Below are 21,819 nucleotides of genomic sequence, written 5' to 3'. Positions count from 1 at the left end.
AGCCCCGGTTTCCCGGAGTTATCCCAGTCTTATGGGCAGGTTACCCACGTGTTACTCACCCGTCCGCCGCTAACTTCTTGAGAGCAAGCTCTCAATCCATTCGCTCGACTTGCATGTATTAGGCACGCCGCCAGCGTTCATCCTGAGCCAGGATCAAACTCTCCAATAAAGTTAGTTTGTCTAGCATCTAAAAATAAAAATTGACGTTTCACGTTGTTTGTTTCGTTCAGTTTTCAAAGAACTAAAAGCGGGTGAAGAGAATCGAACTCTCGACCAGAGCTTGGAAGGCTCTTGTTTTACCACTAAACTACACCCGCGTGGTCGGGAAGACAGGATTTGAACCTGCGACCCCCTGGTCCCAAACCAGGTGCTCTACCAAGCTGAGCCACTTCCCGTAATTGGCGCGCCCGAGAGGAGTCGAACCCCTAACCTCTTGATCCGTAGTCAAACGCTCTATCCAATTGAGCTACGGGCGCTTATTCATGATGTTTTTTCGTCGTTGTATTTTGGCGACTCAATTATCTTATCATACTACATTTTCAAATGCAAGTACTTTTTTAAGATTTTTTTGATGCGGCCGAGAGGACTTGAACCTCCACGGGGTTTCCCCCACTAGGCCCTCAACCTAGCGCGTCTGCCGTTCCGCCACGACCGCGCGGAAAAAACAAAAAAGTGAGCCATGAAGGATTCGAACCTTCGACCCTCTGATTAAAAGTCAGATGCTCTACCAACTGAGCTAATGGCTCGTAAATGGCTGGGCTAGCTGGATTCGAACCAGCGCATGACGGAGTCAAAGTCCGTTGCCTTACCGCTTGGCTATAGCCCACTGAAAAAATATCTTATTTTCAAAGACAAATGTTATCGTACCATAATGTCCAATAAAAAACAACTGCCAATTAGCAGAAGTTAAAATGGCGGTCCCGACCGGGGTCGAACCGGCGATCTCCTGCGTGACAGGCAGGCATGTTAACCACTACACCACGGGACCATTTGGTTGCGGGGACAGGATTTGAACCTGCGACCTTCGGGTTATGAGCCCGACGAGCTACCGTACTGCTCCACCCCGCGATGATACTATTCATATAAAATTCATATGGTGGAGGATGACGGGATCGAACCGCCGACCCCCTGCTTGTAAGGCAGGTGCTCTCCCAGCTGAGCTAATCCTCCGAAGTGGTGACCCGTACGGGATTCGAACCCGTGTTACCGCCGTGAAAGGGCGGTGTCTTAACCACTTGACCAACGGGCCAATATGTATGGCAGAGAAGAAGGGATTCGAACCCTCGCACCGCGTTAGCGATCTACTCCCTTAGCAGGGGAGCCCCTTGAGCCACTTGGGTACTTCTCTGTATGGCTCCGCAGGTAGGACTCGAACCTACGACCGATCGGTTAACAGCCGATAGCTCTACCACTGAGCTACTGCGGAATAATGAAGACAATTTGTATCTTATAAAATTTCTTTCTGTAAGTCAAGAAGTTTTTAACAACATCTTGTTCAAACGTGACATGTTTATAATATACTGGATTGCGTTTTTACTGTCAAGATGTTTTCGATATCGGTTTGAGTTTCCCTTTACACTTTCCGCAGACATATCTTTTTGTATTTATTTGACGCCTTCTTACATATTGAAGTAAACACTCCATACATTCATACTTATAAATCTTTTTTTCCTTCTCTTCATTAATCATTCGTTTACAAAAACGAGGTGCATCAACTTTCTTTAACAACTCACGAAAATCTCTGTCCCTGTGCTTATACCCTCTTCCTGTAATATGCAAGTGATAATGACACAGTTCATGTTTGATGATTCCGATTAATTCCTCCTTACCATACATTTCGTAATATCGATAATTCAGTTCAACATTGTGACTCTTCAACAGATAACGCCCGCCAGTTGTACGCAACCTACTATTGAACTTTACTTTATGTAAAAATGGCATTCCGAAGTATTGTAGCGATACTTCTTCCACTAGCCGTTGAATTTCTTTCTCGTCCATTCTCATTCCTCCTAAACAAAAAAATATTTTTACACTTTTCACGCTTCTTATACATATATTAAATAGTACATATACCCATCCTCATTCAAGACGCGTGGTTTCTAAAAACACAACATGAATAGAAATCCACTCACCAACCTCTCATTAATAGTACTTTAGATTTTTGAGAGTAGGATTAAACAAGGAGGGATTCCTATGCCTACGTGGCTAAAAAAACAGATGCAACGTGCATATTTCGAAAAAAACCGGTATCAAATTAAATTGCTAAATGAATGCTGGTTTTATTATAGCAAAATACATCAAAACTCATGATCCATTACACTTTTTATTCTATAAAAAAAGAGCAGTTTTATCTGCTCTCTTCTCTTACTATTCAATCGGCAACATAGATAGTGCAACGCGTCCTTTTTTTGTATCAATATCATCTACCCATACTTTTACAATTTGTCCTACTGATACAACATCTAACGGATGCTTTACAAACTGTTTGCTAAGCTTAGAAATATGCACTAAACCATCTTGCTTTACGCCAACATCAACAAAAGCACCAAAATCAACAACGTTACGCACTGTTCCTTCTAGTTCCATACCACGTTTTAAATCTTCTAATTTCAAAATCCCTTTTTTCAGAAGTGGTTTAGGCAACTCATCCCTCATATCTCGTTCTGGACTAATGAGTGCATCTATAATATCAACTAACGTCGGCTCCCCAACTCCCGTTTCTTGAGACAACTTAGAAATCTCTACTTCTTCCAATCTCTTTTGTAATTGCGGTTGTCCTACGTCATCTATCGATAACCCTAAACTCTTCAATAACAATTCAACATTTTTATATTGTTCAGGATGAATACCTGTCCGATCTAATGGATTCGCTCCTTCTAATATACGCAAGAAACCTATACATTGTTCGTACGTCTTTGCACCTAAACGTGGGATTTTCTTTAATTCCGTGCGCTTTGTGAATTTCCCATCCTCTTCTCTCTTTGCCACAATATTTTTCGCAACAGTTTTCGATAAACCTGAAACATATTGTAACAATGCAACCGAAGCCGTATTTACATTAACCCCAACTTGGTTAACAGCTGTCTCTACTACAAATGTTAATGACTCATTCAATCTCTTTTGAGATACATCATGTTGGTATTGTCCAACTCCAACTGATTTAGGATCAATTTTCACAAGTTCAGCCAGTGGATCTTGCAGACGTCTTCCAATAGAAACAGCACTTCTCTCTTCAACTTGTAAATTTGGGAATTCTTCACGAGCTAAATCAGAAGCTGAATATACACTAGCACCCGCTTCATTTACAATAATATAAAAGACTTCCTGTTTCACACTTTGCAATACATCTACTATAAATTCCTCTGTTTCTCTAGATGCTGTCCCATTACCAATTGCAATCATTTCAACTTGATATTTATCTATAATAGAAAGAACTTTCGTTTTTGCGTCATCATATTTACGAACAGGCGGATGCGGATAAATAACATCAATATGTAGTACTTTCCCCGTATCATCTACTACAGATAATTTACAACCAGTTCTATATGCCGGGTCTACCGCTAGCACGACTTTCCCTTTCATCGGAGGTTGTAATAATAAGTTACGTAAGTTCTCAGAGAAAATATGTATCGCTTGTTCTTCAGCTGTTTCTGTTAATTCTTTACGAATTTCTCTTTCAATTGAAGATTGAATTAATCGTTTATAACCATCTTCAATCGCTAATTGTACATAATGCGCACTTTTAGAATCGTTATCACGAATTACTTTCTTATTTAAGAAATTTAATATCTCATCTACTGGTGGGACAACAGAAACTCTCAATATATCTTCTTTCTCACCGCGATTCATTGCTAATACACGATGTGGTACTACTTTTTGCAATGGTTCTTCATAACTGTAATACATTTCATATATATTCTTTTCATCTTTTTCTTCACCTTTTACAGACGAAGACATAATACCTTTTCTAAAAGTAATATTTCGAATCCAACTACGATACGTAGCTTCATCTGAAATCATTTCTGCAATAATGTCTTGTGCACCTTGTAAAGCTTCTTCTGCAGATTGCACTTCTTTCTCTGCATTAATAAATTCCACTGCCTTTTTAGCCGGATCTTCTTTCTTATATAACAATAACCATTCAGCTAACGGTTCTAACCCTTTTTCTTTTGCAATCGTTGCTTTCGTTCTTCTTTTCTCTTTATATGGACGATATAAATCTTCTACTTCCTGCAACTTTGTAGCTTTAACAATTTGCAGCCTTAGCTCTCCTGTCAGTTTTCCCTTCTCACCAATAAGACGAATAACTTCTTCCTTCCTATCTTCAAGTTGCATCATATATTGCCATCTCTCTAAAATCGCACGAATTTGCACCTCATCTAAAGAGCCTGTCCATTCTTTTCGGTAACGAGCAATAAATGGAACTGTGTTACCTTCTTCTGTTAATTGAATAACATGACGAACTTGCTTTTCGCTAAAGCCTAATTCTTTCACTAACATTTTCATTAACGCTTGTCGATTATCTACCATTTCCATATACAACCGTAACCTCCTCTATAATAAAAAAAGTTGCCCTTCAAAGAGAGCAACTTAAACTGCCGATTTAAAAATCTATTAGTCCTAAACTAATTTGTAACGCTTCATCTACACGACTCATCATCACTTCATCTAAATGAGTGATTTTGTCCGTTAAGCGTTGCTTATCGATTGTTCGAATCTGCTCAAGTAAAATAACAGAATCTCTCTCAAAACCATACTTTTTCGCATCAATTTCCACATGAGTGGGTAATTTCGCTTTTTGAATCTGTGCAGTAATAGCCGCTACAATCACCGTTGGACTAAAACGATTTCCGATGTCATTTTGAATGACAAGAACCGGACGAACGCCTCCTTGCTCAGAACCAACAACTGGGGAAAGGTCTGCAAAATACACGTCGCCGCGTTTTACAATCAAAATATTACCCCCCGCTAACTAAGCGTTCTACTGTATGAGCTGCTTCATACTCCGCTAAGAAAGCTTCAGATGCAATACCAAGATTAATTTTTCCCATTTCAATATACCCACGTCGCATTGATTCATGTTGGTAGCGTTTCTTCGTCTTATGTTGACGCAATAACAATTGTGTTGCCTGGCAAATTAGTTCATGGCGATTCTTATTCTCTTGTTTTCCAATTCCGTCCAATTCCGTTACCATTTGCTTTGGCAACCGAACCACGATTTCAGTAGTTACACTTGATTCGGACACAAAAATACACCTCCACCGTCAACTACACACCCAAATATATATATATGACACCTATTGTAATAATACCATTGTATGGAGCCTGTTGCAAAGACTTCCTTATTCCTTGCTTATGTTTTCCAATTCACAAACAAAACATTCATCTTCTTAAATTTTTTATCTCATAACTAACTAAAAACAATAGAACTCCTCTTCAAAACTTACGTGTAACTTATATAAAAAATGATTATAAGTAAAAAGCTTCTCATCAAAAAGAGCTTATTATCCAGCAATGAACAGTCACTCCAATGACAAGAAGCAATCATGCTACCTTCTATATATTGTTCAAGTAATTAATTATCTCTACAACCTTACCATTCCGTATAAATATTCTTGGCACACGGAAACTGATCGTTGCAATAATTTCATAATTAATAGTCCCTGAATATTCCGCAACCTCTGTAGCGCTAATATACTCATCTCCCTGCCTTCCAATAAGCGTAACTTTCGTACCAAGCGGCACTTCACAAGGAAGATGAATCATGAACTGATCCATTGTTACTCGCCCTACAATCGGTACCCTTTTACCATTTATAAGCACTTCAAATCCTTGTAATCTTCTAAGCCATCCATCTGCATAACCAATCGCTACAGTCGCGATCCATTCTTCAGTTTTCGTTCGATAAGTGACGTTATAACTAATTCCATCACCTTTAATCACCTGTTTAATATGAGCTACTTTCGTATGCAGTGATAGCGCCGGTTCTAATTCAAATGGTAAAAAAGGACGTATTTCTACAGAAGGAGATAATCCATACATTGCAATCCCAATTCGCACTGCATTAAATGTAATCCCTTGAAAACGTAACGTGGCAGCACTATTAGCTGTATGGACAAACTTAGGATCCACTCCGAATTCTTTCAACCAACTTAACTGCTCTAAGAACGTGTTATATTGCTTATCAAAATACGAAGTCTCAACCTCATCTGCCGTTGCAAAATGCGTGTATACTCCTTCTAACTCTAAAAACGGTGCACCTTCTAAACTCCTTAAAAATTCTTTCAGCTCTTTTCTTTCACGTATTCCAATTCTCCCCATACCACTATCAAAATTAATATGAAATTTCATTACAGATGAACCATCCCAAAGTTTAATTGCTTCGTCCACCCATTCTTTTTGAAAAACAGTTAGCGCTACATCATTTTCAGCAGCTACATTTACATCACGCAGCGGCGAGGGACCTAACACTAAAATCGGCACAGTAATACCAGCCCTCCGAAGCACTAGAGCTTCATCTAAAAAAGCAACAGCTAACCTTGTTGCACCCGCTTCTAATGCCGTTTTAGCAACCGGTACATAATCGTGCCCATATGCGTTCGCTTTAACTACAGCAAAAATCTCTACATCACTTGGGATGAACTCTTTAATATGTGTAACGTTGTTATAAATGGCATCTAAATCCACTTCCACCCACGTGTCACGATAAAATGGTGCTTCTTCCATAAATACACTTCCTTATACACGATATGCGAAGCTTATTCTTTTATATGCTTCTTTTATGAAATCCACCTTCAAACTAAGAAAAGACGTGGTGCACATATATCACCACGTCTAAGAAGTTTACTTCACCTGCTTCGCTGTAACTGAACGAGCAACCATTAACAGCTCCTTCGGCTCTAAACCTTTAGACACGAGCATATATTCTACTCCGTTATGCGACCACGTTACAGAGTCTTTCGTCAACGCACCAATCGTAAACCCAAGATCAACCGGTTCTCCACTTACACTTACCGCTGATGAAGCCTCTGCAACTTTTGCCTTTTCTTGTATTAAAGTAAAGGATTTCTTATTTCCAGTGTATGTGAGTATCGCACGCTTGCCACTGTCTGTCTTCAACTCTTTTTCATCTTGCAGAGTCATACCTTGTGGTGTATCAAGCGGATACAAAGTAGCAAACGGTTTGTCTTCTTTCGCTGTTGTTTGAACATCTACCTGCGCTCTAGACATATTTTGTTTCGTATCAAATGCACCTTTATCAAATTTCGCATCGAATTTTACCTTAGAGAAATCTACTTTTACAAGAACATTTTGATCATTATCCATTAACTTCACTGAAACTGGAGTCAAATCGCTCTTCTTCAGTGTAATCTCTTGTTTCGGCAACATATTTTGATGTTGATAGTTTGTTTTTGTTTTAAAAATATAATACTTATCTGTTTTCTCGAAAGTAAGGTTTTTCTTATCCTGCAAAATATCTCTTACAAGTGATTCATATAAATAAGCCTGGCTGCTATTTTGCGGCCAATCACTTTGAAAACGGAAGCTCTTATTAAGTGCTGGCGTTAATACAAATACACCTTCTTCATTTCTTAAAATAATTTGGCTCTGATCTTTTTTTGCATTCTTTAAATTCACACGATAAAAAGACGGTTCCTTATGCCAAATTTCTACGTTATACTCCTGAGGCTCATTTCCTGTTTTAATCGATAATTTCGCTTCAGCTTGATAACTTTTCATCCCTTTTACTTTCGCTTCTAAATCTTTCACGACATCATCTTGTTTCTTTTCCACACAACCCGCCAATACAAAAACGGTCAACAAACCGACAAGAACTAAAAACAGACGCCTTTTCATCACTTCAGCCCCTTTGCCCCTATAAATGAATGGAAGATGTACCTTCCTTATCGCTACCTCAAATATATGAGACAAAGATATAAAATATGCAGACTAGCGTGACGAGCTTTCTAAAACAACTTGAGCAACAGCAAATTCCTTACTATGACTAATTGATAAATGAACAACATACTCTGTACTTGTAATCAGAATCGGCTTACCTCTTTCATCATTTTTCACTTCAATATCTAAAAAGCTCACTTCTTTCCCGATACCAGTACCTACAGCTTTTGAATATGCCTCTTTCGCTGCAAATCTTCCAGCTACAAACTCTGTAAGGCGACTTCCTTTCAGCTCCATAGCAACATTACGTTCATTTTTCGTTAAAATACGTTCCATAAATTTAAGCTTTCCATCTAGCATTTTTTCAATACGATTTAATTCAATAATATCGATTCCAATCCCTATAATCATTTCAAAATCCCCTTCTTCTATTTAACTTTCTTCTTTCATATTGATAAGAATAACAGAGAATCTTTCTGATGCAAAAGGGGTGATAGTAACCGTATGCTAATAAGATCCACTCAGATTTCTTTACAATCGACTATTCTCACCTTACTTCTTATTCACTTAGTCCTGATGATATTAGGCGACTTTTTCCTCTTCCCACTGGCAGCCTCTAATGAATATATCGCTAAAGGAGAATGGTGGCGTGTCATAACTTCCCTTCTGGTACACGTAGACTTACAACATTTTCTTTCTAATAGTATTTTTTTGTTTGCACTTGGTTCTTCTATCGAAAAGCAACTCGGACACTTTTCTTTTTTTATTCTATTTTTTATTTCTGGAATTTCTGGAAATATTTCTTCTTATATTATTATGCCACCTGAATATATTCACGCAGGTGCATCAGGTGGGATTTTCGGACTATTAGGCGCACAATTATTTTTATTGTACAATCGTTACCGCTCTTCACAACCAAAAGAAATTGCCATTTTCTCAATTATGATACTTCTATTACTGCTATTTACTTTCTTTAACCCTTCCGCCAATCCGATCAGTCATTTAACAGGTTTAATAACCGGCGGCATTTTAACTCCTTTTTTAACCAAAAAAAACGATGGTGCAAAGCTTATTTAATATAAAAGCTTGCACCATCGATAATTTCTACATCTACCTGTTCGCTTAAATCCCTCATTAATTGAAATAAAGACTCATCCTTCATCTTCGCCTCAATCATACAATCAATTTGCGGAACACTTCCCTTTATCCTTCTTAAAAAAGATAAAAATGCGTCTACATTAATATAATCTGCATGAGCTCTTGGATCTTTTCCCTCTCTAGGGCTAGAGATATGCATTTTAACTGGCAACAAAGATGTTTCCCACGTATGAACAACACGTGCCCAATCTTCATACCAATCTTCTTGCTCATTATTCATCATATGGTGATGCAAATCAAACACGACGGGAATATCTAATTTTTCTCCTAAATATAATGTTTCCTCTAACGTAAAAGTTGTATCATCATTTTCTAATATAATCATTTCTTGAATACCCCTTGGGACATTAGACCAATTCTCTATAAAACGCTCTAATGCAAGTTCTTTATCTTTATACCCTCCTCCAACATGTAGTACACATCGTTGCTTATGTTCAATCCCCATGCCTTTTAATAATTTTTTGTGCATCTGCAATGTCTTTACAGATTGTTTGAAAACACTCTCCTCAGGTGAATTTAGTACAACAAAATGATCTGGATGAAAATCAATTCGCATATTCATATGAATTGCATATTCACCTAATTCTTTCAATTTTTCTTTTAAAGGACGAATATAGTTCCACTCTAACAATTCCTCATGATTCGCTAAAGGAATGAGCTTAGAACTAAGCCGAAAGAAAGATATGTCATGTCCCTTATTATGCTTTAATAAACGCAAACAATTTTCCAAATTGGAATTAGCAATTCTTTCAAGTTTACGAATTGCAGCATCACGATCATCTATTTTCTGAAACTGTGCGTACGTCATCGTTTGAGATGGGGATGCATTCTTCAAATGCACACTCATCGCAACGTAACCAAGCCTTACAAGCATATAACAGCCCCTTTTCTATCATAACTACTATGTAGTATGCACAATTACAGAAATAAAAAAAGAGAATGCCCGCAAAGGGCATTCTCTTTTTTTATTAAGCTTGTGGACGGCTATGATGTTTTCTTTCGCCGCGTCCATTTGAAGATCCTGGGCGACCTTGACCTTCACCTCTACGACCACGACTACCACCATCACGATTACGATCACGGTTTCCATCACGATTGCGATCACGGTTTCCGTCACGATTACGTCCATCACGGTTACGACCATCGCCACCACCGCGTCCATCACGACTACGATTACGGTTACCATCACGGTATCCGCCTCCGTTACCGCCACGTTTTTTAGAACCGCCACCTCTTGAAACAACTGGTGGTTCTGATGTTAAAGCAATCGGAGTTGTATCCGGCTCTTTAGTCATCATTTTTAAAGCAGCAGCTACTACTGTTACAGAGTCATTCTCTTCTAACATTTCTTCTGCAATACGCTTGTAGTATGATAAGTTCTCATTTTGAATCGTGCTTTGAAGTTTTTCAGCGATTAAACGTTGTTGACCTTCTAATGCCTCATCAAGTGTCGGTGCTTCCATGCGATCAACTTTACGTTTTGTTGTACGCTCGATATTTTTTAATTGTCCTGATTCACGTGGTGTTACAAATAACATTGCAATACCTTTTTTACCTGCACGGCCAGTACGACCGATACGGTGAACGTATGATTCTGGATCTTGTGGGATATCGAAGTTGTATACGTGTGTTACGCCTGAAATATCAAGACCACGTGCAGCAACGTCTGTTGCAACAAGAACTTCAATAGCACCTTCTTTAAATTTACGTAATACAGACATACGTTTCGCCTGTGTTAAGTCACCATGAATACCTTCTGCTGCATAACCACGTAAGTTTAATGCTTCTGATAATTCATCAACACGACGCTTTGTACGACCGAATACGATCGCAAGCTCTGGAGATTGAATATCTAGTAAGCGTGTTAACACGTCAAACTTTTTCTTTTCTTGCACTTCTAAATAGAACTGCTGAATGTTTGGCATTGTTACTTCTTTTGCTTTTACTTTAATGTGTTGAGGCTCAGTCATGAAACGCTCAGCAATACGACGGATTGGATCTGGCATTGTCGCTGAGAATAATAATGTTTGATGTGTTTCTGGCACATCTGTTAAAATCGCTTCAATATCTTCAATGAAGCCCATGTTTAACATTTCATCCGCTTCATCAAGAACAACAGTCTCTACGTTTTGTAAGCGAAGTGTTTTACGGTTAATATGATCTAAAATACGACCCGGCGTACCAACAATAATGTGTGGGTGTTTTTTTAGAGCACGAATTTGGCGGTTAATATCTTGACCACCATAAATTGGTAGAATACGAACACGTTTATGTTTACCAATTTTGTATAGCTCTTCTCCAACTTGAATTGCTAATTCACGCGTTGGCGCGATAACAATACCTTGAACTGCTTCTTTATTTGTATCCACTTTATCTAATAGTGGTAATCCGAATGCTGCTGTTTTCCCTGTACCTGTTTGCGCTTGCCCAATAATATCCTTACCTTGCAATGCATGTGGAATTGTTTCAGCTTGAATCGGCGTAGCCTCTTCAAAGCCCATACTTTCAACCGATTGCAGTAAAGACTCACTTAATCCTAATTCTCGAAATGTTGTCAATGTTACTTCTCCTTTTCTATCCTATACTTATCATTTAAAAAAAGGCGTTTTCCGAATTTGCGGAAAAGCCCTTTTCCTGAATGCTCACGTATATAACCGGGCGTATATTCTTCACGAAAATACTTCTAAACGTTATTACACTTTATCAATTATAAGTTTTGTATGTGTAAAAAGCAAACCCAACTGTTACCTTATTTTATATTAAGGGCCTTTTTCTTTACTTTTATTTTTTTATCATTTACTGTAAGCGCTTATTATAAGTTTCTTCTATTTTCGTGACTATCATCCCTATTTATATACACCAATTATTTCAACATCGTAATTACTTCTTCTAATTTCATACCGCGAGATGCTTTAATTAATACAACATCTTTGGCATCGACTACCGCTTGTAAATCTCTTACTAACTCTTCTTTATTATCATACGCCTTTACACGTTCATTAGGGAAATTAATTTTCGCTCCTTCAGCAATTTGAGCTCCTAATCTACCGTATGTGAATACATGTGCGATTTTTGCTGGATCGATTAATTTACCTACCTCATAATGGAACTGCACTTCTTGATTTCCAAGTTCTAACATATCACCGAGCACAACGATTTTTTTAGTAAATCCATCTAAACCATTCATTAAATGGAATGCTGCCTCCATAGCCGTCGGACTTGCATTATAAGCATCGTTGATAATTGTTAATCCACTATCCGTTTTTACAATCTCCATACGCATGCCCGTCATTTGAAGTGTTACTAAACCTTGTTTCATTTCTTCCCACGTCACCCCAAAATGTGTCGCAATTGCCATTGAAGCAAGTGTATTGTACACATTATGTTTTCCTAACACCGGTAGGTAGAATGAAATATTTTCATCTCTATTCATTTTAAAATGTGTCCCAGTTGCCTGTAATGTTACAGTTGTTGGATAGTAATCGTTGGCTCTTGCATCACCAAACGTAACTGTTTCTGCTGCTAAATTCATTTCAGGAACACGATTCGTTAATAACGGCTCATCTCCATTATATACGAACACGCCACCTTCTTGTAACCCTGTAACAATTTCTAATTTCGCTTCAGCAATTGCCTCACGAGATCCTAAATCCATTAAATGTGCCTCACCAATATTCGTAATGATAGCTGCATTAGGACGAGCTAACTTAGATAAAAATTCAATCTCTCCTCGGCTTGACATACCCATTTCTAATACAGCTACTTCTGTATTTTCTTCTAAGTTTAAAATAGTGAGAGGTAACCCAATATGGTTATTGAAATTTCCTTCTGTTTTTTGAACTTTGAACTTAGTCGCGAGAATACTTGTCACAATATCTTTCGTGGATGTTTTACCGTTACTACCTGTCACACCAACAACTTTAACATCCAATTGATCGCGATAGTTTTTCGCTAACATTTGCAGTGCAGATAGCGTATCTTCTACAAAAATAACCGGAAGATTCTCGGGTGGATTTGCTACATCTTTCATCCATAATGTAGCTACAGCTCCATTTTCAACTGCTTTATCTACAAAAGCATGTCCATCGAAACGCTCCCCTTGAATCGGAACATATAAGTTTCCTTTTTCAATTTTTCTCGTATCAATAGACACGCCTTGAATAATAGTTCCCTCATATTGCTCTGCTAATCCAGTACCATTTACCATCTGTTCTACTTGCTTTAACATTCGCTTTATCATATAGAAACGCTCCTTACATAGAGGAAGCACTATTCCTACGAATAGTGCTTCCTCCTTTTTTTGTTAGATTGTATATTTAATTTTTTGTTTTTCTTCGTGACGTTCAATCGCTAAACGAATTAGCTCTTCGATTAACTCTGGATACGGTAACCCAGTATGTTGCCATAATAGAGGGAACATACTAAACGGTGTAAATCCTGGCATAGTGTTTACTTCGTTAATATACACTTCTCCGTCTTTCGTTAAGAAGAAATCAGCTCGCGTTAAGCCTGCACCATCTAATGATTGGAACGCAATAATTGCATCACGCTTAATCACATCAGATTCTTCTTCTGTCATTTCAGCTGGAATAATTAACGCCGTATCACCATCGATATATTTCGACTTATAATCATAGAAGTCCTTTTTCGGAACGATTTCACCTACAACTGAACATTTCGGCTCATCATTACCTAGTACCCCCACTTCTACTTCACGACCTACAATATTTTCTTCTACAATAATTTTGCGATCAAATTGGAATGCCTCTACAAATGCATTCTCAAGTTCTTCACGATTTTTACACTTATTAATACCAACACTTGAACCAAGGTTTGCTGGTTTTACGAAACAAGGATATCCTAACTTATCTTCTACTTTAGAATAAGCTTCCTCACGATCTTTTTCCCATGCACTGCGAATGAAAGACGCATATTTTGCTTGTTTTAAACCAGCCTCTGCAAAGATGTTTTTCATAACAACTTTATCCATACCAGCAGATGATGCTAGAACACCATTTCCTACATAAGGAATATTCATCAATTCTAATAGTCCTTGAACCGTTCCATCTTCACCGTTTGGTCCATGTAGTAATGGGAAAATAACGTCAATAGCGTTTTCCTCAGAAGCTGCAGATGGAATAATCTCTGTACTTAATGATAACGGAGAAATCGCATTTTCTGCACTACTCATTTTTAAAGCTTCAACATCTGTTACTTCGCCTTCAATACGCTCACCACGTACCCATTGACCTTGTTCTGTAATATAAATTGGATGAATCTCGAATTTATCTTGATTTAACGCTTTAATAGCAGCAAGAGCCGTCTGTAACGAAACTTGATGCTCAGCTGATTTTCCACCATATAATAAACCTAATTTAATTTTTGTCACTGAAATCACCCTAACCAATTGTTTTCATTTTTCTATTTTAGCACTTTTTATAAAAATAGGTAGTTCCTATTTGAAATAAAATGTAACTTCCACAAATAATTAAATGACACCACTTATTGGTTTTCTACACTTTTTCTATTCCACTACTATACAAAGGTGAATTTTAAAATGAAATGGTAATCCTATCTAGTTATGTACCTAAAATATGTAGAAATCCCCTTTTTTGTGTATGTCACCTATTTACTAAGAAGATTGTTTGGTTAGTGTATCTTTTTGCCTTTGCTCAACAAGGCGATCTAAAGAAATATATACAATACCTGCAACTACACATCCTACAGCTAAAATTGTAAATAGAAAGTGGCCAAGTAATCGATCTAATAAAAAGCCTCCCAAAAGTGGACCAAATGCGCTTCCTGTAATCCACTGCAAACTTGCAGCGCCCATATAAGTCCCTCTCAAATGCTCAGGTGCCAAGTTTGCTACAAATGTCATTTGTACAGGCGACATAATCATCTCACCTAACGTATATATAGCATAAACGAACAGTAGTGTTATTAAAATAACTGTAGCATTTGTATTAAACTCTCCAAACCACTTCGGTAACCACCCTATAAAAAATAATCCAATCCCGAACAAACATGCACCATATAACATCGTCTTCCCGACTGGTTTATCCGTAGCCCATTTTGAAATTTGAAATTGGAATAAAACAACTAATAGTCCGTTTAACGCCATTAAATATGGATATGGATTATTCGTTCCAAAAATACGCTTCATTTCGTTATCAAAATGTAGTGGCAACATGCCTTCTGTTTGAGAAAACCCCATCGAAATGATAATACCTGCTAATAAGTAAATCATTAATACCTTATCTCGCATTACAATTTTCCAAACTGCCCCAGATTCCTTTTCTTTATGTTCTTCCTTATCTGTCCTCTTTGGCATCGTCTCTTGAATAAGAAGTAATACAAGTAACGCATAAAATAGCATTGTAGAAGAGGCAATAATAAACACAAGATTCTTTGACAACACAACTACTGATGCTCCCATTATCGGACCAATCGCAGCACCTATATTGTGTCCCATTCGTAATAAACCATATGCCTCTGTTCTTTTTTCTGGTGCCGTTACATCTGCGACCATAGCTGATGCAGCTGGATGAAATAAAGAATTACTCAATCCTAAAAAAATAGATAAAATTGCATATGGAATAAATCCTTCTATAAATAGAAAACCGAGCATTAATAATGCATTACTTGCCATAGAAAATATCATAATCGGTTTTCTTCCATATATGTCAGCAATTCTTCCTCCTATAAGTGATCCAAAGCTTGCAGCAATTGGAGAAAGCGCCATAATAACCCCAACTTCCAACAACGAATCTACCTTATCTTTTAAATATAATGCAAAAAAAGGCATTAACATCATCATTGCAATTCCATTTAACGTCTCTCCAATAAATCGAATCCATACGTTACGGTCCATCTCCCTTAACTCACGCCACGTATTTTTCATCATTTCACCCCTTTAGTTAGCCAACAATTATCTTATAATAAGTTCAGAAAAATGTAAATTTTCAAATAAAAAAATCCATTCTAACAGAATTAGAATGGATTTTTTTCACTTATAAATTCGCAACATCTTCTTCTTTTTTACTATTATTTAAAGCACTATGTTTTCGGCTATATAAGAAGTAAACCGCTATACCAATAACCATCCATATCCCAAAACTAATCCATGCTGTCCCCGATAATTGAAGCATTAAGTATAAACAGAAAATCACTGTTAACGCTGGTAAAAACGGTACAAGCGGAGCCTTAAATGCCCTTGGTAAGTCTGGATGGGTTCTTCTCATTACAATTACCGCAACAGCTACGAGTGCAAATGCTGACAATGTCCCCATGTTTACAAGATGTGCTAAAACATTTAAATCTATTAATCCTGAAATCAGTGCCGCAATAATTCCCGTTGTCCATGTATTTAAAAATGGCGTTTTAAATTTCGGATGAACTTTAGCAAGACGCTTCGGCAGTAAACCATCTCGGCTCATCGCATAAGAAACACGAACTTGCCCATACATCATAACTAGCATTACTGTTGTAATTCCTGTAATTGCTCCTACTGAAATTACTCCAGCTAAGCCATCTTGTCCAATAAATTGAAGTGCAAAAGCAACTGGATCTGATATATTTAACTGTCCGTATGGAACAATTCCTGTCAAAATAAGCGAAACAACGATATAAAGAACTGTACAAATTAATAACGATGCAATAATACCAATTGGTAAATCACGTTGCGGACGTTTCACTTCTTCTGCCGCTGTTGAAACTGCATCAAATCCTATAAATGCGAAGAATACTGTAGCCGCTCCAGCCATTACACCATCTAAACCAAACGGCATAAAAGGCGTCCAGTTTTCAGGTTTCACATAATTAAAACCAGCAAAGATAAAAATAAGAACAACTGCTATTTTAATAAATACCATAATGTTATTTACTCGTGCACTTTCACGAACACCCCTAGATAAAAGAACTGTCATCACTAAAATAATTAGAACTGCAGGTAGATCAATTATTCCACCCTTCCCTGTACCAGGAGCCGAGGAGAGAATAGTCGGAATGTGAATTCCAAACCCCTTTAATAAAGATTGAAAATATGCAGACCAACCGTTTGCTACAGCAGATGTAGCAAGTAAATATTCAAGCATTAGATCCCAGCCAATTAAAAATGCGAATACTTCTCCCATCGTCGCGTATGTATACGTATACACACTGCCCGATACAGGAACTGAAGAAGCAAATTCAGCATAACAAAATGCAGCAAAGGCACAAGCTAGCGCGGCAATCGCAAATGATAATATAATAGCTGGCCCAGAATGTTTCGCTGCCACAACACCCGTTAGAACAAAAATACCAGTTCCAACAATTGCTCCGATTCCAAGCATAGTTAAATCTAGCGCGCCCAATGTTCTTGCTAACGTTTTTTGCTTACTTTCTTGCATTAACTTTGCAATTGGCTTCTTTTGAAAAATTTGCTTCATCTTTCACTCCTCCAAGTTTTAAATTTTCTGAAAATTTTTAATTCGCTTTTTTATTTTACTCATTACGCTTTTCCTAGTCAATACTTTTGTCGAAACAAGTAGAAATTCTTCTGAATATGCACTATCCTTATCATTCTTTCTATATATCTTTCGACAACTCTTTTTGGTATTATTATACATGTCGATTCCACAAAAAAAGGCATGCTCCCTTATTGAGAGCATGCTTTTTTTACTTATTTCACAGTATATGAACCTTGTTCAATCCAGCTATACATATACTTTTCATCTTCTGTTTCATGTGCTTGTTTTACAATACGAAGCGGACGGAATGTGTCTATCATAACAGCTAATTCAAGTGTCTCTTTCTTCCCTATACTTGCCTCTGTTTTCCCCGGATGCGGCCCATGGGGAATCCCGCTCGGATGAAGTGTAATAGAACCTTCTTCCACACCTTTGCGACTCATAAAGTTTCCTTCTACATAGTAAAGAACTTCATCACTATTAACATTACTATGATAATATGGTGCCGGAATTGACTCTGGATGATAATCGTATAAACGTGGTACGAAAGAGCAAATAACAAAATTATGCCCTTCAAATGTTTGATGTACTGGCGGCGGCTGATGAATGCGCCCTGTAATTGGTTCAAAATCCTCTACATTAAATACCCACGGATACAAATAGCCATCCCATCCAACAACATCTAACGGGTGGTGTCCTAAAACATGTTTGTGCATATAACCTCTTGATTTTGTCATTACGACAAAATCGCCTTTTTCATCATAGGTCTCTAATTTTTCTGGACCACGAAGATCTCTTTCACAAAACGGACTATGCTCTAACAATTGTCCGTATTCATTTCGATAACGACGCGGCGTTGTAATTTGGCTATTCGCCTCTACAACAAGAAACTTAGTCTCTCCTTCATCTGGAATAACACGATAAATCGTTCCAATTGGGATCGTTACATAGTCGCCTTTTCTATAGTGAATCGTTCCAAACATCGTTTCAATTTTCCCTGTTCCATAATGAACAAATAACATTTCGTCGCCATCACCATTACGATAGAAATAATCCATTTTTTCTGTTGGGCTCACTACTCCAATTAACAAATCTTCATTTCCAAGTATGAAATTTCGTCCACTTATTGCATCACCACTTTTTTTATTTTCTTTCGTTCGGAAGTGGCGATGAGAAAGAGCAACATCCTCTTCATACTGCAACTGACAAGAATGCGATAATGCAGAATGACCTACTTCTGTTGGCATATAGTGATGATACAAAATAGACTGCGTACCAGAAAAACCTTTTGTTCCCATTACCTGTTCACGATAAAGCGATCCATCTTTTTTACGAAATTGTACATGTCGTTTATGAGGTAGTTCTCCCATGTGACGATAAAACATGCCCATCACTCGCTTCCTTTTCTTTTTTGATCGTATTACGTAGTGTACCTAAACCAGTAATCGACAGCTCTACAACATCTCCATCTTGTAGCCACTCTTCTGTACCAAGTTCTAAAATACAGCCTGTTCCTACTGTCCCAGAACCAATCACATCTCCTGGATATAACGTAACGTCCTCTGAAGCACGTTCAATCATTTCAGCAAATGTATAGTAAATATCTTGGAAGTTTCCCTTTGATAATAGTTTTCCATTTACATGAGCAGTCATTTCTAAATCATATCGATCTCCATTACGATAAACATCTAATTCCTCTTTCGTAACAAGATGTGCTCCTAACGAAGTTGCAAAGTCCTTTCCTTTCGCTGGACCGAGACCTACTTTCATTTCTGTTGCTTGTAAGTCTCTCGCACTCCAGTCGTTCATAATACAATAACCAAAAATATATTCCTCTGCTTGCTCACGAGAAATATTTCGCCCTTCTTTTCCTATTACGCAAGCGATCTCCAACTCGTAATCAAGCTTTTTAGACTTTTTCGGACCAATTACAAAATCACCGGAACCAATTACAGCACGATGATTAGTAAAATAAAAAACCGGAATATCGTACCATTCAGGCACAACATCTAGTCCTCTTCGTCCGCGAGCTGTTTTTACATGTTGTTCAAATGCGTAAAAATCTCGAATACTACTCGGATTAGGAAGAGCAGCTGTCAATTGTACTTCTTCTAAAGCATATATACCCTTATTTGGATTCTTAACATTCCTCACTACTTCTACATACTCATCAGCTTTCTCTAAAAAAGCCATCATAGAAGAAGGGATTCTCCCTTCACTAGCAAGATTCATATCTATTACTTTGTCACCTTCAAGCCATCCAGCCCGTATTTCTTTTGAAGGAAGACGAAATGTAACAAATTTCATCCTGATTCCTCCTTATAAAAATGAAATTTCCACCAGCAAAGGGACTTTTGCTGGTGGATATAAATCTTATAAGTTTCCGCGACGCTCTTGTTCTCTTTCAATTGATTCGAATAACGCTTTAAAGTTTCCTTCACCAAATCCACGAGAACCTTTACGTTGAATGATTTCAATAAATAAAGTCGGGCGATCTACAATTGGTTTCGTAAAGATTTGTAGTAAGTAACCTTCATCATCACGATCTACTAAGATCTTTAATTCTTTTAGCTTATCAATTTCTTCATCGATTTTTCCAACTCGTGCAGTTAACTCATCATAATAAGTATCAGGTGTATCTAAAAACTCCACCCCATTTGCACGAAGCGCTTCAACTGTTTTAACAATATCACTTGTTAATAAAGCAAGATGCTGTACACCAGCTCCATTATAGAATTCTAGATACTCTTGAATTTGTGACTTTCTCTTTCCGTCTGCTGGTTCGTTAATCGGAAACTTAATACGGCTTCCATTCGTCATAACTTTCGACATTAACGCCGAATACTCTGTACTAATATCGTCATCATCAAAATGAATCATTTGTTTAAAGCCCATGACATTCTCGTAATAACTAACCCACTCTTCCATTTTTTCAACATTACCAACTACATGATCGACAGCAATTAAACCAGACTCTTCAAATGGAATATTAAACTCTACCTTTTGGAATCCTGGCATAAATGCCCCTTTATAATTTTTACGCTCTACAAGCGTATGAATTGTATCACCATACGTACCAATAACTGCTTTTTTCAATGTACCGTCCTCATCTGTTAATTCCTCTGGTGGAGCAATTGCGACGGCACCACGTTTCACTGCTTCTGAGTATGCTTTATCAACATCATCAACAAGTAGTGCCACATCCTTCACGCCATCACCATGAGTCTTTACAAACTCTGCAATACGATTTTCACTACTTAAAGCTCCAGACACAACGAAACGCATATTTTTTTGCACAAGAACATAAGATACCTTTTCACGGTTTCCAGTTTCTAATCCAGAGTAAGCCACAATTTTGAATCCGAATGCTCTCGCAAGATAATAACTCGATTGCTTTGCATTCCCTACGTAAAATTCCAAATGATCTACATCACGTACTGGAAAAAAGTCCTCCATTTGTGCAGCTAGCGTATCCATAGATTTTTGTTTCATAATATCTTCATCCCCCTGTAAATAGATTAAATGGTCCATACTTAAAACCAACCGAAAACGCTTCCAACATTAATTAATAGAAATTAGTTAGCAAGCTAACAAATTCTGACCTTTAAAATTTTCTATCTTTTCTGTCAAATTCCTCTTTTTTTCTTACATATAAAATTCGACTTTTTTCTCTTTGAAATAAAGTGAAACTTTAATCAGTGGATTTTTGACTATTCGTTGAATCAAGTTGCAACCGCAGCGTCTAATTAGCCATGGATACTAAATAATGAGGTAACTTTAATACTTGAAGGTATATAAGAAGAAAATAAAAAAGACTCCAACATATTAACTACTTACTAATACGTTAGAGTCTTTATTTTTTTTGAATGATTGTATTTATATATATCATACTAATACACTTGCAAGGAATAGAATAAATGATGTTAATATTACCGCTCCACCTAAGGATCCTAATAAATCTGTTTTTGTTACTTGAAACACTTGTTCACTGTTCATATCCCTCATTCTCCCTTCTTTTTCTTTTGTTACAAAGTTTCTATTATACTAATACACTTGATAGAAATACGATTAATGCTGTTAATACTACCGCTCCACTTGCTGATCCTACGAAGTCACCTTTTGTTACTTGTAATACTTGCTCTTTCATATCTTTCATTCTCCCTTCTTTTTCTTTTGTTACAAAATTTCTATTATACTAATACGCTTGATAGAAATACGATTAATGCTGTTAATACTACCGCTCCACTTGCTGATCCTACGAAGTCACCTTTTGTTACTTGTAATACTTGCTCTTTCATATCTTTCATTCTCC

Annotated in this window: 21 protein-coding genes and 12 tRNA genes; 2 read left to right on the top strand and 31 right to left on the bottom strand. The window is 37.4% G+C overall.

What is annotated here, in order from left to right:
* Positions 1-246: 246 nt before the first annotated feature.
* The 13 genes from DOS87_RS01645 to DOS87_RS01585 form a co-directional block, all read right to left on the bottom strand.
* Positions 247-317: transfer RNA gene (locus DOS87_RS01645), tRNA-Gly, on the bottom strand.
* Between the two features lies 1 nt (position 318).
* A tRNA-Pro gene (locus DOS87_RS01640) sits at positions 319-395 on the bottom strand.
* Positions 396-399: 4 nt separating this feature from the next.
* Positions 400-476: transfer RNA gene (locus DOS87_RS01635), tRNA-Arg, on the bottom strand.
* Positions 477-572: 96 nt separating this feature from the next.
* Positions 573-655: transfer RNA gene (locus DOS87_RS01630), tRNA-Leu, on the bottom strand.
* Between the two features lie 18 nt (positions 656-673).
* A tRNA-Lys gene (locus tag DOS87_RS01625) sits at positions 674-746 on the bottom strand.
* A gap of 5 nt (positions 747-751) precedes the next feature.
* Positions 752-826: transfer RNA gene (locus DOS87_RS01620), tRNA-Gln, on the bottom strand.
* An 86-nt stretch (positions 827-912) separates the two neighbouring features.
* A tRNA-Asp gene (locus DOS87_RS01615) sits at positions 913-988 on the bottom strand.
* A gap of 3 nt (positions 989-991) precedes the next feature.
* Positions 992-1,068 (bottom strand) — tRNA-Met (locus DOS87_RS01610).
* 26 nt (positions 1,069-1,094) lie between these two features.
* Positions 1,095-1,170: transfer RNA gene (locus tag DOS87_RS01605), tRNA-Val, on the bottom strand.
* A gap of 4 nt (positions 1,171-1,174) precedes the next feature.
* A tRNA-Glu gene (locus tag DOS87_RS01600) sits at positions 1,175-1,249 on the bottom strand.
* Between the two features lie 8 nt (positions 1,250-1,257).
* A tRNA-Ser gene (locus tag DOS87_RS01595) sits at positions 1,258-1,348 on the bottom strand.
* Positions 1,349-1,351: 3 nt separating this feature from the next.
* A tRNA-Asn gene (locus DOS87_RS01590) sits at positions 1,352-1,426 on the bottom strand.
* Positions 1,427-1,539: 113 nt separating this feature from the next.
* The gene (locus DOS87_RS01585; RefSeq protein ID WP_000343552.1) at positions 1,540-1,998 is read right to left on the bottom strand and encodes a SprT family protein; all 459 of its coding nucleotides are present in this window, start codon (positions 1,996-1,998) and stop codon (positions 1,540-1,542) included.
* 195 nt (positions 1,999-2,193) lie between these two features.
* Here DOS87_RS01585 and cmpA point away from each other — a divergent pair, with 195 nt between their 5' ends.
* Positions 2,194-2,310 (top strand): cortex morphogenetic protein CmpA, encoded by a 117-nt coding sequence (cmpA, locus tag DOS87_RS01580; protein ID WP_001143640.1) that lies wholly within the window; start codon positions 2,194-2,196, stop codon positions 2,308-2,310.
* 57 nt (positions 2,311-2,367) lie between these two features.
* Here cmpA and DOS87_RS01575 read toward each other — a convergent pair whose 3' ends face one another.
* The 6 genes from DOS87_RS01575 to acpS form a co-directional block, all read right to left on the bottom strand.
* On the bottom strand, positions 2,368-4,536 hold the full coding sequence (locus tag DOS87_RS01575) for a Tex family protein (RefSeq protein WP_000426209.1): 2,169 nt from the start codon (positions 4,534-4,536) through the stop codon (positions 2,368-2,370).
* 67 nt (positions 4,537-4,603) lie between these two features.
* Positions 4,604-4,954, bottom strand: coding sequence for a type II toxin-antitoxin system endoribonuclease NdoA (gene ndoA, locus DOS87_RS01570; RefSeq protein WP_000635965.1), 351 nt, complete (start codon positions 4,952-4,954; stop codon positions 4,604-4,606).
* A gap of 4 nt (positions 4,955-4,958) precedes the next feature.
* A complete protein-coding gene (locus DOS87_RS01565) occupies positions 4,959-5,246 on the bottom strand; it encodes an antitoxin EndoAI (RefSeq protein WP_000004570.1) in 288 nt (95 codons plus the stop codon).
* Between the two features lie 310 nt (positions 5,247-5,556).
* Complete coding sequence (alr, locus tag DOS87_RS01560) at positions 5,557-6,726, bottom strand: alanine racemase (RefSeq protein WP_208730198.1); 1,170 nt, start codon at positions 6,724-6,726, stop codon at positions 5,557-5,559.
* Between the two features lie 117 nt (positions 6,727-6,843).
* Entirely contained in the window at positions 6,844-7,794 is a 951-nt protein-coding gene (locus DOS87_RS01555) for a LolA family protein (protein WP_002084009.1), read from the bottom strand.
* A gap of 156 nt (positions 7,795-7,950) precedes the next feature.
* Positions 7,951-8,310, bottom strand: a complete 360-nt coding sequence (gene acpS / locus DOS87_RS01550) for a holo-ACP synthase (protein ID WP_000583423.1) — start codon at positions 8,308-8,310, stop codon at positions 7,951-7,953.
* A 93-nt stretch (positions 8,311-8,403) separates the two neighbouring features.
* Here acpS and DOS87_RS01545 point away from each other — a divergent pair, with 93 nt between their 5' ends.
* Positions 8,404-8,976: a rhomboid family intramembrane serine protease gene (locus DOS87_RS01545; RefSeq protein ID WP_000908529.1), complete on the top strand. Its 573-nt coding sequence runs from the start codon at positions 8,404-8,406 to the stop codon at positions 8,974-8,976.
* Here DOS87_RS01545 and uvsE read toward each other — a convergent pair.
* From uvsE to DOS87_RS01485, 12 genes are all read right to left on the bottom strand, one after another.
* Entirely contained in the window at positions 8,969-9,931 is a 963-nt protein-coding gene (gene uvsE, locus DOS87_RS01540) for a UV DNA damage repair endonuclease UvsE (RefSeq protein ID WP_000961146.1), read from the bottom strand. The two genes, DOS87_RS01545 and uvsE, sit on opposite strands and share 8 nt — an antisense overlap.
* Before the next feature lie 94 nt (positions 9,932-10,025).
* Complete coding sequence (locus DOS87_RS01535; protein WP_000206602.1) at positions 10,026-11,615, bottom strand: degradosome RNA helicase CshA; 1,590 nt, start codon at positions 11,613-11,615, stop codon at positions 10,026-10,028.
* 305 nt (positions 11,616-11,920) lie between these two features.
* A complete protein-coding gene (gene murF, locus DOS87_RS01530; protein ID WP_000595968.1) occupies positions 11,921-13,297 on the bottom strand; it encodes a UDP-N-acetylmuramoyl-tripeptide--D-alanyl-D-alanine ligase in 1,377 nt (458 codons plus the stop codon).
* Between the two features lie 63 nt (positions 13,298-13,360).
* Entirely contained in the window at positions 13,361-14,446 is a 1,086-nt protein-coding gene (locus DOS87_RS01525; RefSeq protein ID WP_000161432.1) for a D-alanine--D-alanine ligase, read from the bottom strand.
* A gap of 243 nt (positions 14,447-14,689) precedes the next feature.
* Positions 14,690-15,961, bottom strand: a complete 1,272-nt coding sequence (locus DOS87_RS01520) for an MDR family MFS transporter (RefSeq protein ID WP_000799722.1) — start codon at positions 15,959-15,961, stop codon at positions 14,690-14,692.
* Positions 15,962-16,070: 109 nt separating this feature from the next.
* The gene (locus DOS87_RS01515; RefSeq protein WP_000809361.1) at positions 16,071-17,486 is read right to left on the bottom strand and encodes a branched-chain amino acid transporter BcaP; all 1,416 of its coding nucleotides are present in this window, start codon (positions 17,484-17,486) and stop codon (positions 16,071-16,073) included.
* Between the two features lie 233 nt (positions 17,487-17,719).
* Positions 17,720-18,892, bottom strand: coding sequence for a homogentisate 1,2-dioxygenase (locus DOS87_RS01510; RefSeq protein ID WP_012614724.1), 1,173 nt, complete (start codon positions 18,890-18,892; stop codon positions 17,720-17,722).
* Positions 18,858-19,814, bottom strand: a complete 957-nt coding sequence (locus DOS87_RS01505) for a fumarylacetoacetate hydrolase family protein (protein ID WP_000673996.1) — start codon at positions 19,812-19,814, stop codon at positions 18,858-18,860. The genes DOS87_RS01510 and DOS87_RS01505 overlap by 35 nt, the downstream gene beginning before the upstream one ends.
* A gap of 66 nt (positions 19,815-19,880) precedes the next feature.
* Positions 19,881-20,999, bottom strand: coding sequence for a 4-hydroxyphenylpyruvate dioxygenase (gene hppD, locus DOS87_RS01500; RefSeq protein ID WP_000810920.1), 1,119 nt, complete (start codon positions 20,997-20,999; stop codon positions 19,881-19,883).
* 393 nt (positions 21,000-21,392) lie between these two features.
* Complete coding sequence (locus tag DOS87_RS01495) at positions 21,393-21,503, bottom strand: DUF3948 family protein (RefSeq protein ID WP_001083691.1); 111 nt, start codon at positions 21,501-21,503, stop codon at positions 21,393-21,395.
* Between the two features lie 43 nt (positions 21,504-21,546).
* Positions 21,547-21,663 (bottom strand): DUF3948 family protein, encoded by a 117-nt coding sequence (locus DOS87_RS01490; protein WP_000654250.1) that lies wholly within the window; start codon positions 21,661-21,663, stop codon positions 21,547-21,549.
* A gap of 34 nt (positions 21,664-21,697) precedes the next feature.
* Positions 21,698-21,814: a DUF3948 family protein gene (locus DOS87_RS01485; protein WP_000654250.1), complete on the bottom strand. Its 117-nt coding sequence runs from the start codon at positions 21,812-21,814 to the stop codon at positions 21,698-21,700.
* Positions 21,815-21,819: the final 5 nt, after the last annotated feature.

This window comes from Bacillus sp. CR71, from assembly GCF_003429245.1.
Taxonomy (GTDB): domain Bacteria; phylum Bacillota; class Bacilli; order Bacillales; family Bacillaceae_G; genus Bacillus_A; species Bacillus_A thuringiensis_S.
The sequence above is the reverse complement of the archived record's forward strand: the minus strand, read 5'-3'. Positions and strand labels throughout refer to the sequence as shown.

Coding starts and splice junctions, on each gene's coding strand:
- DOS87_RS01585 (WP_000343552.1), bottom strand. CDS start 1,998: ATGGACGAGAAAGAAATTCAACGGCTAGTGGAAGAAGTATCGCTACAA.
- cmpA (WP_001143640.1), top strand. CDS start 2,194: ATGCCTACGTGGCTAAAAAAACAGATGCAACGTGCATATTTCGAAAAA.
- DOS87_RS01575 (WP_000426209.1), bottom strand. CDS start 4,536: ATGGAAATGGTAGATAATCGACAAGCGTTAATGAAAATGTTAGTGAAA.
- alr (WP_208730198.1), bottom strand. CDS start 6,726: ATGGAAGAAGCACCATTTTATCGTGACACGTGGGTGGAAGTGGATTTA.
- acpS (WP_000583423.1), bottom strand. CDS start 8,310: ATGATTATAGGGATTGGAATCGATATTATTGAATTAAATCGTATTGAA.
- DOS87_RS01545 (WP_000908529.1), top strand. CDS start 8,404: ATGCTAATAAGATCCACTCAGATTTCTTTACAATCGACTATTCTCACC.
- uvsE (WP_000961146.1), bottom strand. CDS start 9,931: ATGCTTGTAAGGCTTGGTTACGTTGCGATGAGTGTGCATTTGAAGAAT.
- murF (WP_000595968.1), bottom strand. CDS start 13,297: ATGATAAAGCGAATGTTAAAGCAAGTAGAACAGATGGTAAATGGTACT.
- DOS87_RS01520 (WP_000799722.1), bottom strand. CDS start 15,961: ATGAAAAATACGTGGCGTGAGTTAAGGGAGATGGACCGTAACGTATGG.
- DOS87_RS01515 (WP_000809361.1), bottom strand. CDS start 17,486: ATGAAGCAAATTTTTCAAAAGAAGCCAATTGCAAAGTTAATGCAAGAA.
- DOS87_RS01510 (WP_012614724.1), bottom strand. CDS start 18,892: ATGTTTTATCGTCACATGGGAGAACTACCTCATAAACGACATGTACAA.
- DOS87_RS01505 (WP_000673996.1), bottom strand. CDS start 19,814: ATGAAATTTGTTACATTTCGTCTTCCTTCAAAAGAAATACGGGCTGGA.
- hppD (WP_000810920.1), bottom strand. CDS start 20,999: ATGAAACAAAAATCTATGGATACGCTAGCTGCACAAATGGAGGACTTT.
- DOS87_RS01495 (WP_001083691.1), bottom strand. CDS start 21,503: ATGAACAGTGAACAAGTGTTTCAAGTAACAAAAACAGATTTATTAGGA.
- DOS87_RS01490 (WP_000654250.1), bottom strand. CDS start 21,663: ATGAAAGATATGAAAGAGCAAGTATTACAAGTAACAAAAGGTGACTTC.
- DOS87_RS01485 (WP_000654250.1), bottom strand. CDS start 21,814: ATGAAAGATATGAAAGAGCAAGTATTACAAGTAACAAAAGGTGACTTC.